Source organism: Pseudomonas caspiana (assembly GCF_002158995.1).
Taxonomy (GTDB): Bacteria; Pseudomonadota; Gammaproteobacteria; order Pseudomonadales; family Pseudomonadaceae; genus Aquipseudomonas; species Aquipseudomonas caspiana.
The window spans coordinates 1-11,500 of the sequence record NZ_LOHF01000023.1; the positions used below are offsets into that span (position 1 = coordinate 1).

The window sequence follows — 11,500 nt, forward strand, 5'->3', positions numbered from 1 at the left end:
AACCGCGTCCAGCTTTATCGCGGGCAAGCCCGGCTCCCACAAGGTTTATCTGCTTCAGATTCAAAAATCCTTGAACAAAACCGCCTGCCCCTGTGGTGAGGTAAACATTCCATCGCCGCTGTGGCCGACGTTCGGCACCACGATGAGGCGCTGATTCAGGCCTTCTGGATGGCGTTTTTGCAGGTACTTGAAGTAGTTCTCACCGCGCTCCAGACGCTGGGCACCTTGTGCTTCTGCACCGCAGGTCTTGTCCAGAGCCGGGTGTTTCGGGTCGGTGTCATGCTGGCCGAGCAGATAGGTCACGTCGCGTTTCACGTAATCGTCTTCGATGTCAGCGGCTTTGATTTTGCCCGCATAAGGCGGCATGCCGTTCAGACCGTATTTCCACTCGTTAAAGCCCGGGCAACTGGCTTTGGTCACGGGAACCGGCCTTTCGGTATCGAAATAGGCATACGACGAAGGGTTAGCGATCACGTAGCGCAGCTTGATGCCTTCTTTGGTCAGCAGTACATCTTCCTTGCCGCCCAGCATCACGTAACGCTGAACCACCTGCGCACCTCCGGAATGCCCGGCGATGACAATTTCCTTGAGGTTCGGGAACAGCTTGCTGTCGCTCAGGCGGCGCAGGATATGGTCGATGACAAGGAACGAGCTGACCGGTTTGGGCCCAACAGCGTTTTCACCTGCCATCCATTGGTTGCCATGCCAACGCAACACATTGTCGCCCATGTGGTGCGCGGTGATGTCTTTCTCATCGAGGAATTGCGGCGCAATGAGCAGGGTTTTGTTGCGCTGTTTCGACTGATTGGCGGCGCGCTCGATGCTGCGCAGATAAGTCGGTGCGTTACGCAACCGGCCATGCAGCACGATCACCGCCCTTTCAATCTGCGGCCGGGGCTGTTTCCAGTTGAGACTCAAGCCCAGCGTTGCCTGAGCGCCATTGATCGTCAGGCGCTCCGGGCTGATGGATTTGACCGCCTGATCCTCGGCGTGAGCGTTGAAACTCAGAAGGGTGCTTAACGACAGGATCAGTAGCGGTTTTATCATGTGATCAGAGGCTCTTGGCGGCGAACGTGTCGCATTGATTGAGTTGACCCTGGGCAAAGCCGGTTTTGAACCAGCGAACCCGTTGGGCGGACGTCCCGTGAGTAAACGAGTCTGGCACTACTCGGCCTTGACCCTGTTGCTGAAGTCGGTCATCGCCAATGGCGTTAGCTGCGTTCAGCGCTTCTTCAATATCACCCGGCTCGAGCCAGTTCAAACGCTTTTGTGCGTTATAGGCCCAAACACCTGCCAGACAGTCAGCCTGTAGCTCCTGGCGAACCAGCAAACCGTTGCTGCCTTCCATGCGCTGACCACTTCTGCGGGCTGCGTCGACTTTTTCCGAAACCCCCAGCAAGGTTTGCACATGGTGGCCTACTTCGTGAGCAATCACGTAAGCCTGAGCAAAATCACCCGCCGCTTTGAAGCGTTGTGACATTTCGCGGAAGAACTCCATGTCCAGATAGACCTTCTGGTCGGCAGGGCAGTAGAACGGTCCGCTGGCCGATGTGGCAAATCCACACGCGGACTGCACCTGGCCGCTGAACAGCACCAGCGTCGGATCTTTATATTGGCGGCCGCCCAGTTGAAAGGCTGCGCGCCAGGTGTCTTCGGTGTCGCCGAGAATCGACCGAACGAACTCCGCCTGTTCATCGTTGGCCGGTGGAGCCTGGCGGGTCTGGCTGGACGTTGGGGCTTGTGTCGCCTGGCCGGTGAGCTGGCCGAGAATCTGCATCGGGTCCTGACCGGTCAACAGGCCGATGGCCACGATGATGATCACGCCACCGATACCGAGTCCTTTGCCCCCTATGCGCATCCCACCGCCGCCGCTGCTGCCGTCACGTGCGTCCACGACGTTATCGCTGCGCCGACCCTTTTTCCATTGCATGTGGGAATCCTCTTCTTATCCTGTAAGGAGTGTCGCTGCTACCCACACACTGCGCCAGTCCGATTGTCAGACGCATTAGCTGAATGGGAGTTGAACGACGTACATCTAGCGCAGGAGTAGAGAGGGGCGTGGGGCAATTAGTTCGCGGTCATGCGGGAGTAAATCAGGCGCGTATGACACGCTGCTCGTTTTTCACCGAGTTCATGAATGCCTGCATCGCTGAAGACTGCACGCGATGGCGGCGGGTGATCAGGCCGTAAGGCGGCAGACGGGCTTCAAATTTGATCGGCAGCACCGCCAGCAGATCACGACCGGGATAGTCCTCGACCACTGAAACCGGCGTCACGCCGAGCATGTCAGTCTGCTGCACCAGCGACAGCAAAGTCATGATCGACGTGGTTTCAACGATGCTACTGGGGATGTCGACCCGTGCGTTATGGAACACCTGATTGATGATCGAGCGCATCGGACTCGGATGCTGTTGCAGCACCCAGGTCATGTTTTGCATGTCGGCCCAGCCCAGATGCGTCGCGTTGGCCATTGGGTGTCTGGCGCCCGCAACCACGCACAGCTCTTCTTCGCCCAGGCTGTCGAACAACAGTTCTTCGGAACGGGCGCCGCCGGGAATTCGACCGAGCACCACGTCCAGCTGGTCTTGCAGCAACGCCTGAACCAGCACATCGCTGGTGTCGACCTGAATACTCATGGACAGGCGCGGATGGCTTTTCTTCAATTCGGCGATGGTGCGGGTCAACAGACCCGAAGCCAGGGCGGGAATCGCGCCCACTGCGACCCGGCCCAGGTTGCCGGACTCCAGCGCGACCAGCTCTTCACGCATGCCGCTCAGTTCGGCAAACACCATGCGCGCGTAATAGATGACGGTTTCGCCGAACTGCGTGGCGCGCATGCCCCGTGGCAGACGCTCAAACAGTTCGACACCGAGCAAGTCTTCCGCTTCGTGAAGCATCTTGGTCGCGGCGGGCTGTGTCATGCCGATGTTGTCGGCAGCCCGCCGTAACGAACCCAACTCCTGAAGCGCCAGCATCAACCGCAACTGACGCAGGCGCAGGCGGCTGTGAATAACGTTGGCATCAGGAATTCGGGTCATGGGCATTGCTCGCAGAAAAGTCTGGGGCTGAGCCTGACAAGAAATGTCCGGTGTTGCCAGCCCCTTACTGTTCATAGCGCTGATTTCGCTTTGGCGTTGTGACGCGTGCGCCAGCCCAATGCGTTTCTGACGCCGCTGGAAATCAGCGGCCAGAACAGCATCAGCAGGGCCGCAGTCGTCAGGCTGCCCACCAAAGGGTTTGACCAGAAAATACCCAATTGCCCATCGGAAAACAGCATCGACTGGCGGAATGCATCTTCGGCCTTGTCACCCAGAACAGCCGCCAGTACCAGCGGTGCGATGGGGTAACCGAGCTTCTTGAACACATAGCCCAAGGCACCGAAGGCCAGCATCAGCCCGACATCAAACAGCGAGTTGTGCACCGAGTACGCGCCAATTGCGCAGATCATGATGATGATCGGGGCAATGATCGAGAACGGAATGCGCAGGATCGAAGCGAACATCGGCACGGTTGCAAGTACGACGATCAGACTGACCACGTTACCCAGATACATGCTGGCGATCAGGCCCCAGACAAAGTCGTGCTGTTCGACAAACAGCGTCGGGCCGGGATGCAGACCCCAGATCATCAAGCCGCCCATCATCACTGCCGCCGTGGCAGAACCTGGAATGCCCAGGGTCAGCATCGGCAACAGGGCGCTTGTGCCAGCAGCGTGATCCGCCGTTTCCGGCGCAATAACGCCTTCGACTTCACCCTTGCCAAAGTTGTCGCGGTTTTTCGAGAAGCGCCGCGCCAGGCTGTAACCCATGAATGACGCTGCCGTCGGGCCGCCCGGTGTAATGCCCATCCAGCAACCCACCAGCGTGCTACGCAAAATCGTCAGCCAGTAACGCGGCAACCTGGCCCAGGTGCGCAAAATGGTCATGGGTGTAATGCGTGCGTGCTCGCCCCGGAACACCAGGCCTTCCTCAACGGTGCAGAGAATTTCACCGATACCGAACAGGCCGATCACCGCTACTTCGAAGCTGATCCCGGTCATCAGCACCGGTTGGTCGAAGGTCAGACGCAGGTTGCCGGACACGGTGTCCATACCGACCGCCGCCATGGCAAAGCCGATCATCATCGCGACCACGGTTTTCAGCGGCGGGTTCTTGCTCATGCCGATGAACGTACAGAACGCCAGCAAATACACCGCGAAGAATTCCGGTGAGCTGAAGGACATGGCGAATTCGGCGATGCGTGTCGACAAAAACGTCAGCAACAGCACACCCGCCAGCGCGCCGATCAGTGCCGAACTGAACGCCGCAGTCAGCGCCTCGGCCGCTCTACCGTCGCGGGCCATGGGGTAGCCGTCAAAGGTGGTCGCCACCGATGACGGCTCGCCGGGAATGTTGAACAGGATCGAAGTGATCGACCCGCCGAACAACGCCCCCCAATACATGCACGACAAAAGAATGATGGCCGAGACGGGCGACATGGTGAAGGTCAGCGGCAACAGCAGGGCAACGCCATTCGGAGCACCGAGGCCAGGCAATACGCCGACCAGAATGCCCAGCAGCACGCCAACGACCATCAGCCCGATATGGCCGGGGGTGAGGATCAGGTTCATGCCGTGCAGCAGGGAATCGAACTCGCTCATTGCATCGATCTCCCGGCCATTGCCAGCCAGTCACCGACCGGACCTGCGTCCAGTGGAACCTTGAACCACAGCGCGAAGATCAGGTAGCTGGCCAGGACCGCCCCGCCAGATACCGAACAGATCATCAATTTGCCGTAGGGCTTGGCGCGCACCCGGTCGTGCCACATGAACCAGGCGATGAACACCACCGAGGCCATGTAAATGCCGGTGAACGGCATGGCCGCCACGAACAGCGCTATAGGGATGAACACCGACAGCACCTGACGGAATTGACCACGGCTGACAAACGAAACGCTTAGCGCTTGCCAGCGAATTAGCGTCAGGACGACGTTGCCCAGACTGGCGCAGCTCAGCAGCAAGCCAATATAGAAGGGGAAATAACCCGGCTCGGGACCGGCGTCGCCCCAGCCAATGCCTTGGTCGAGGCTGCCGTACATCACGACGGCGCCAATCAGCAGGGTGAACAGCGCCAGCCCGAACTCGACCCAGCGAGTGCCGACCAGCGCAGATGTTTCAGAAGAATGGGGCATGGAACACCTCCAGATATAACTGCCGGGTGAACACCCGGCAGTGGGGCCTGATCAGTCAGTTCACTCGCGCAGCCAGCCAGCATCCTTGAACACCGGCGTAACGCGGGCCGTGTCCTGCTGGATGTAGGCACTCAGTTGCTCGCCTTCGAGGAAGGTCGGCACCAGTGCGTTCTGTTTGACGTAGGCCTTGAATTCAGGCGCCTCGGACACTTTGCGCATCAGCTCGGTATAAAACGCGCGCTGTTCTGTGGTGACTTTGCCAGGCATGAACACGGTGCGCGGGAAGCGATATTGCTCAACGCCCAGGCCTTGCTCGTGGCAAGTCGGTACGTCGGCCCAGGATTTATCTCCGGCTACTTTTTCGGTGTAGCCCATGCGCTCTTTACTGAACACGCACAGCGGCTGGACCTGATCACCGCGCCACTGGCTGATGCTTTCGCTTGGATTGTTCACGTTGGCGGCGATGTGCTTACCGGCCAGTTGGGTGGAGGCTTCGCTGCCGCTTTTGAACGGGATGTAAACCAGCTTGCTGCCCGTGGTTTTGTTCAGCAGCAGGGTCAGGGTCTGGTCGACATCCTTGGACTGGCTGCCGCCCATGCGCAGCTTGGACGGATCGGCCTTGACCGCTTCGTAGAAGCTTTTGGCGTCTTTCCAGGGCGCGTCTTTGTAGGTCCAGAGGATGAAGTCGTCTTCCGCGACGGCGGCAACCGGGGTCAGTTCTTGCCATTGATAACCAAGCTTGGAGACCAGCGGCAGCAGGTAAATGTTGTTGGTGCCGATCACCAGTTTGTCGGCATCGCCCTCGGACATTTTGATGTCCAGAAACGCCTCGGCCCCGTTGCCGCCGCCTTTGTTGAGGACCACGGTGTTGACGTCCAGCAGTTTGTGAGTGGTGATGATTGACTGAATCAGACGACCTAGTTGATCAGTCCCGCCACCAGGGCCGCCGGCGACGATGATTTCAACATTCTTGTCGGGTTGCCAGGCATTGGCCAGAGCGGGAAGGGTGCCAGCGCAAACAAGTGAACAGCCGAGCAGAAGACGGGACACGCGTCGAAGGGATGCGGTTCGCATGATGATGAAACCTCTATTTCTTGTAATTGTTTTTTGAGCGATCTGCCGGATACGGGGACCGGCAAATCTTGGGTCGAGTGTGGGAAGCTATTGCGGTGGCGTCTACTCAAAACATCAGATACACCGATAGCCTGGGGTTATCGGTTGGGTATCTTGAGGTTGCAAATCAGAATCTGTGGGGCGTTTATATCTTCTGCCCGGCGATGCCCTGTGGGAGCAGAGCTTGCTCGCGATAAGGCTGGATGCGATCCAAAGTGAACCTATCCAGCCTCATCGCGAGCAAGCTCTGCTCCCACAAGGGATCTCCAAATTGGCCGCGCCTTGGTGGTATGTCCCTGGGTTATCACCGTATGTATTTTTTTGATTAGACGGTTATCGCTTCGCCTCTGATAGTGAGCGCCACAGCAACACTTACAACAACAATAAAAAACGAGGTACGCACCATGGATCGTTCCAGTGCACCCGTGCATCTGTCTGACGCAGGTGTCGTTTCTGCTCCCGCCAACCCGGCGGTCGCCACCACTGCCCGAGCCACTTCGGTGCGCTGGCGGATTTTTGCCATCATCTTTCTGCTGACTATGGTCAATCTCATCGACCGGGTCTCGCTATCCATCGCCATGCCCACCATCGCCAAGGAATTCGAGCTGTCGCCGAGCATGCAGGGCCTGATCCTCAGCAGTTTTTTCTGGGCGTATGCGCTGCTGCAGATTCCAGGTGGCTGGATGATCGACCGCTTCGGCCCGCGTCGTGTGATCACTTGGTCCACCGGTTTGTGGGGCACCTTTCAGGTGTTGGCAGGCTTCGCCACGGGCGGTATTTCGCTGCTGTTTGCGCGGATGTTTCTCGGGGCAGCCGAAGCGCCATTGTTCCCGTCAGGCGGCAAGCTGATTTCGCTGTGGCTGGCGCCTAGCGAACGCAGTCGCGGTGCGGTAATGATGGACAGCGGCAGCCCGCTGGGCGTGGCGCTCGGCGGTTTGATCATTTCCTATCTGATTGCCACGCTGGACTCCTGGCGCATGGCGTTCGTCATCGCCGGTGTCGCGACCTTATTGTTGGGCTGGGTTTCCTGGCGTTATCTGCGCGACGATCCATCGGCTCACCCGCAGGTCAATCAGGCCGAGCTGGACAAGATTAATGCGGGCCGCGCCACACCGGCTGCCGAGGCAGCCCGTGCTCCCGTCAAAGGCCTGGGTATCGCGGCACGGTCGTTGACCGGTCTGCTGATCGGGCGCTCCAGTTGGGCGATGGTCTATTTTGGTCTGCTGACCTGGGGGCCGAGCTATCTGGCTCAGGCCCGCGGCTTTGATATCAAAGGCATTGGCGCGGCAACCTTCGTGATCTTCATTTGCGGCGCGCTGGGCTCGCTGACCGGTGGATTTTTGTGTGACGGCCTGATTCGCAAGGGCGTGCGCCGAGGCCTGGCGGTCAAAGGCCTGCTGACCTTTTCCGGCTTGATTGCCCTGGCCGCGCTGGTGATGTTGCCAACCCTGAGCAACCCGTTCGCTGCGGTCGGGCTGTTGGCGATGACCGCGTTCTTCCTGATGTGGGGCAGCCTGTACTGGAGTTTCCCGGCGTTGCTGGCGGCACCAGCCCGCGTCGGCCTGATCGGCGGCGTGATGAATCTGGCGGGCAGCATCGGCGGGATCTTCGTGCCGATTCTGGTCGGGGTGATCCTGCAGTTCTTCGGTGGCTTCGGCGCAGTACTCGCTTTCTTTGCCTTCTGCGCCGCACTGTTTGTTCTGGCCACCTTGTTTATCAGCCTGGATGGGCAGCAGGAGGTGGCTGATGTCTGAGTTGTGGAGCGGGCCAATCGTCGATGCTCACCATCATTTCTGGGACCCGCAGGTCAATCATCATCCCTGGCTGGCCCCAGAAGCCAACATCCCGTTTCGCTATGGTGATTATTCAGCGATCAAGCGTCGCTACCTGCCGCCAGAGTATTTTGCCGATGCGGGGCAGCATCAAGTAGTGCAGACCGTTTATGTCGAAACCGAATGGGACCCGCGTGACCCGCTTGGCGAGACGCGCTTTGTCGAGCAGTTGGCCGTTCGCTACGGCGTGCCCAATGCCATCGTTGCGCAGGCCTGGCTGGATCATCCGGATGCCTTGGATGTGCTTCGTGCCCAGGCGGCATTTCAATGCGTGCGCAGCGTCAGGCACAAACCTGAAGGGCCGACATCGCCGGAGCAGGTCGGCACGCAGCGCAGCCTGATGAGCGACGAGCATTGGCGGCGCAGTTTTGCTGCCTTGCACGGTCTGGGTCTGCATTTCGATTTGCAAACGCCCTGGTGGAATCTGCCCGAGGCTGAGCTGCTGGCGCGGGATTTTCCGGACACCACCATCATTCTCAACCATGCGGGGCTGCCTTCTGATCGCAGCCAGCAAGGCCTTGCCGGTTGGCATGCTGCGATGAGCCAACTGGCCGAGCAGCCTAATGTTGTCGTGAAGATCTCAGGCTTGGGTCAGCCGGGCAAGCCTTGGCGCGCCGAGGACAACGCGTGGATCGTCCGGGAAATCATCGCCATGTTCGGCGCAGACCGGGGGATGTTTGCCAGTAACTTTCCGGTCGACAGCCTGTGCGGCTCGTTCGACGACATTTATAGCGGCTTCAAGCAGATTGTTCGCGACTTGCCTGTCGCCGACCAGCAACAGCTTTTTTACAGCAATGCGCGACGTATTTACCGTTGCGAGCCTTCAGCCACTGCACAGACGTGGCCCGAACAGATGAGGAATCAAGCATGAGCAAGACTCGAATTGCGATGGTATTGGGTGACCCGGCCGGTATCGGTCCCGAACTGGTTGCCCGTTTACTGGCCGAGCCGCAGGTGCGCAGCCAGGCCCAGGTGATCCTGATTGCTGATGAAGCCGAAATGCAGCGTGGCATGCAGATCGCCGGTAAGGAATTTCCCTATCGTCAGGTTGAGTCGCTGCAAGACCTGAACTTCACCGACGACACGCCGCTGTTCTTCAACTATCGCGGCGACGCGGTGGGTGAGTTCCCGCGCAGCGAAGCCAGTGTCATCGGTGGGCGCTATTGCCTGGATACGCTGAAAATCGCTGTCGAACTGACCGCAGCGAAGACCACCGATGCCGTGTTATTCGGACCGCTGAACAAGACCTCGCTGCACATGGCGGGCATGGCCCACAGCGACGAACTGCATTGGTTTGCCGAGCTGCTGGGTTTCGACGGGCCGTTCTGTGAGTTCAACGTGCTGGATAATCTCTGGACCTCCCGCGTGACCTCTCACGTGGCGCTGTCGGCGGTGCCGGGCATGCTCAATCAGAATCGCGTTGTCGAAGCGATTCGTCTGATCGACAACGCGCTCAAACGCAACGGCCTGGAGCGCCCGCGCATCGGCGTTTGCGGCCTCAACCCGCACAACGGCGACAACGGTTCGTTTGGCCGTGAAGAGCTGGACATCATCGGCCCTGCTGTGAAAACCGCGCAGGCGCAGGGTATTGCTGCGGATGGGCCGTACCCCGGCGATACGATCTTCCTCAAGGTGCAGGGCGATGCCAGTGCATTCGATGCGGTGGTGACGATGTACCACGACCAGGGGCAGATCGCGATCAAACTGATGGGCTTCTCCCGTGGCGTGACGGTGCAGGGCGGTTTGCCGATCCCGATTACCACACCTGCCCATGGCACCGCGTTCGATATCGCGGGGCAGGGCAAAGCCAATGTTGGCGCTATACGCCAGGCGTTCGAGATTGCCTGCCGGATGGGGCGCAGCACCTATTGATTCAACCCGGATTAAAACTGTGGGAGCGGTGCTTGCCCGCGATAAGGCTGGACGCGATTCACGTTAGATCGCATCCAGCCTTATCGCGGGCAAGCCCAGCTCCCACAGTTCTTTTTTCAAGCCGATAACTTTGCAGTTAAAGATATTGGTTAAGTGATCACCCCAAGCTATCACTGGATACGCATAAGTGATTAGCCGACGCCTCTCTCAGCTGGCTAAATTTCCCCATCGACTTGTCGATCAACAACTACAAAAAGCCGGTCCCGCGCCAAGCAGGACATACCGGCACACAAGGAAAAACAGCCCATGAAAATCAAAGCGATCCGTACCCGTGTCTTCGAATGGAAAGGCAAGGTCGTCCCTCCCCAAGCGCACTTCTGCACCAATGCCAGCGATATCCTTTTCGAACGTGGCGATGCCATGGGCTCGTTCCGTTTCCATGGCTGGCTGGTAGTGGAAATTGAAACCGACACTGGTCTGGTCGGCATCGGTAACTGCGCGCTGGCGCCGCGTGTGGCCAAGGAAATCATCGACACTTATCTGGCCCCCATCGCCATTGGCGAAGATCCGTTCGACAACGAATACATCTGGCAGAAGATGTATCGCCAAAGTCATGCTTGGGGCCGCAAAGGCATCGGCATGGCGGCCATCTCGGCTATCGACATCGCCATCTGGGACATCATGGGCAAGGCCGTGAACAAGCCGGTCTTCAAACTGCTGGGCGGGCGCACCAAGGAAAAGATCTGGACCTACGCCTCTAAGCTCTACGCCAATGACAACCTCGACCTGTTCCTCGAAGAAGCTCAGGGCTATCTGAATCAAGGCTTCACCGCGCTGAAAATGCGCTTCGGTTACGGCCCGAAAGACGGCCCCGCGGGCATGCGTCGCAACATCGAGCAGGTACGTGCGCTGCGTGAGCTGGCGGGCCCGGACGTGGACATCATGCTCGAGTGCTACATGGGCTGGACGCTGGAATATGCCCGCCGCATGTTGCCGAAACTGGCCGAGTTCGAGCCGCGCTGGCTGGAAGAACCGGTGATTGCCGATGACATCGAAGGTTATATCGAGCTGAAGAAGATGGGCATCATGCCGATCTCCGGCGGCGAGCACGAATTCACTTCGTACGGCTTCAAGGACCTGCTGGAACGCCGTGCTGTAGATGTGATCCAGTACGACACCAACCGCGTCGGCGGTATCACCGCCGCTCGCAAGATCAACGCCATGGCTGAAGCCTGGTCAGTGCCGGTGATTCCTCATGCCGGGCAGATGCACAACTACCACCTGACCATGTCCACCACCGCCTCGCCGATGGCCGAGTTCTTCCCGGTGTTCGATGTCGAGGTGGGTAACGAGTTGTTCTACTACGTGTTCAAGGGCGAGCCGCAGCCGGTCAACGGTTATATCCAGCTGGATGACAACAAACCGGGCCTTGGGCTGGAAATCTCCGATGAGTATCTGAGTGATTTCAACATTATTGAATGATGTAAGGCATCGCGGGTTAACGGCGAACCCTG

The 11,500-nt window shown here is 58.8% G+C and carries 10 protein-coding genes; 4 read left to right on the forward strand and 6 right to left on the reverse strand.

Annotated elements, in window-relative coordinates; translation table 11 throughout:
* Positions 1-60: 60 nt before the first annotated feature.
* The 6 genes from AUC60_RS21745 to AUC60_RS21770 all read right to left on the reverse strand — a co-directional run bounded on the left by AUC60_RS21745 (position 61) and on the right by AUC60_RS21770 (position 6,243).
* On the reverse strand, positions 61-1,047 hold the full coding sequence (locus AUC60_RS21745; RefSeq protein ID WP_087272566.1) for a hypothetical protein: 987 nt from the start codon (positions 1,045-1,047) through the stop codon (positions 61-63).
* A gap of 4 nt (positions 1,048-1,051) precedes the next feature.
* On the reverse strand, positions 1,052-1,930 hold the full coding sequence (gene ypfJ, locus AUC60_RS21750) for a KPN_02809 family neutral zinc metallopeptidase (protein ID WP_087272569.1): 879 nt from the start codon (positions 1,928-1,930) through the stop codon (positions 1,052-1,054).
* Between the two features lie 163 nt (positions 1,931-2,093).
* Positions 2,094-3,038: a LysR family transcriptional regulator gene (locus AUC60_RS21755; RefSeq protein WP_087272781.1), complete on the reverse strand. Its 945-nt coding sequence runs from the start codon at positions 3,036-3,038 to the stop codon at positions 2,094-2,096.
* Positions 3,039-3,109: 71 nt separating this feature from the next.
* A complete protein-coding gene (locus AUC60_RS21760) occupies positions 3,110-4,639 on the reverse strand; it encodes a tripartite tricarboxylate transporter permease (RefSeq protein WP_087272572.1) in 1,530 nt (509 codons plus the stop codon).
* Positions 4,636-5,169 (reverse strand): tripartite tricarboxylate transporter TctB family protein, encoded by a 534-nt coding sequence (locus AUC60_RS21765; protein ID WP_087272575.1) that lies wholly within the window; start codon positions 5,167-5,169, stop codon positions 4,636-4,638. The genes AUC60_RS21760 and AUC60_RS21765 overlap by 4 nt, the downstream gene beginning before the upstream one ends.
* 60 nt (positions 5,170-5,229) lie before the next feature.
* The gene (locus tag AUC60_RS21770; RefSeq protein ID WP_087272578.1) at positions 5,230-6,243 is read right to left on the reverse strand and encodes a Bug family tripartite tricarboxylate transporter substrate binding protein; all 1,014 of its coding nucleotides are present in this window, start codon (positions 6,241-6,243) and stop codon (positions 5,230-5,232) included.
* A 443-nt stretch (positions 6,244-6,686) separates the two neighbouring features.
* Here AUC60_RS21770 and AUC60_RS21775 point away from each other — a divergent pair, with 443 nt between their 5' ends.
* The 4 genes from AUC60_RS21775 (at position 6,687) to AUC60_RS21790 (ending at position 11,468) form a co-directional block, all read left to right on the forward strand.
* A complete protein-coding gene (locus tag AUC60_RS21775; protein ID WP_087272581.1) occupies positions 6,687-8,036 on the forward strand; it encodes an MFS transporter in 1,350 nt (449 codons plus the stop codon).
* Positions 8,029-8,985 carry an amidohydrolase family protein gene (locus AUC60_RS21780; RefSeq protein WP_087272583.1) on the forward strand — a complete coding sequence of 319 codons (957 nt, stop codon included), beginning with the start codon at positions 8,029-8,031 and terminating at the stop codon, positions 8,983-8,985. The genes AUC60_RS21775 and AUC60_RS21780 overlap by 8 nt, the downstream gene beginning before the upstream one ends.
* Positions 8,982-9,986 (forward strand): 4-hydroxythreonine-4-phosphate dehydrogenase PdxA, encoded by a 1,005-nt coding sequence (locus AUC60_RS21785; protein WP_087272586.1) that lies wholly within the window; start codon positions 8,982-8,984, stop codon positions 9,984-9,986. Before AUC60_RS21780 ends, AUC60_RS21785 begins: the two co-directional genes overlap by 4 nt.
* 306 nt (positions 9,987-10,292) lie before the next feature.
* The gene (locus tag AUC60_RS21790; protein WP_027900495.1) at positions 10,293-11,468 is read left to right on the forward strand and encodes an L-rhamnonate dehydratase; all 1,176 of its coding nucleotides are present in this window, start codon (positions 10,293-10,295) and stop codon (positions 11,466-11,468) included.
* Positions 11,469-11,500: the final 32 nt, after the last annotated feature.

What these genes read in the sequence shown, in the direction of transcription:
- AUC60_RS21745 (WP_087272566.1), bottom strand. Translation starts at nt 1,047, where the DNA reads ATGATAAAACCGCTACTGATCCTGTCGTTAAGCACCCTTCTGAGTTTC.
- ypfJ (WP_087272569.1), bottom strand. Translation starts at nt 1,930, where the DNA reads ATGCAATGGAAAAAGGGTCGGCGCAGCGATAACGTCGTGGACGCACGT.
- AUC60_RS21755 (WP_087272781.1), bottom strand. Translation starts at nt 3,038, where the DNA reads ATGACCCGAATTCCTGATGCCAACGTTATTCACAGCCGCCTGCGCCTG.
- AUC60_RS21760 (WP_087272572.1), bottom strand. Translation starts at nt 4,639, where the DNA reads ATGAGCGAGTTCGATTCCCTGCTGCACGGCATGAACCTGATCCTCACC.
- AUC60_RS21765 (WP_087272575.1), bottom strand. Translation starts at nt 5,169, where the DNA reads ATGCCCCATTCTTCTGAAACATCTGCGCTGGTCGGCACTCGCTGGGTC.
- AUC60_RS21770 (WP_087272578.1), bottom strand. Translation starts at nt 6,243, where the DNA reads ATGCGAACCGCATCCCTTCGACGCGTGTCCCGTCTTCTGCTCGGCTGT.
- AUC60_RS21775 (WP_087272581.1), top strand. Translation starts at nt 6,687, where the DNA reads ATGGATCGTTCCAGTGCACCCGTGCATCTGTCTGACGCAGGTGTCGTT.
- AUC60_RS21780 (WP_087272583.1), top strand. Translation starts at nt 8,029, where the DNA reads ATGTCTGAGTTGTGGAGCGGGCCAATCGTCGATGCTCACCATCATTTC.
- AUC60_RS21785 (WP_087272586.1), top strand. Translation starts at nt 8,982, where the DNA reads ATGAGCAAGACTCGAATTGCGATGGTATTGGGTGACCCGGCCGGTATC.
- AUC60_RS21790 (WP_027900495.1), top strand. Translation starts at nt 10,293, where the DNA reads ATGAAAATCAAAGCGATCCGTACCCGTGTCTTCGAATGGAAAGGCAAG.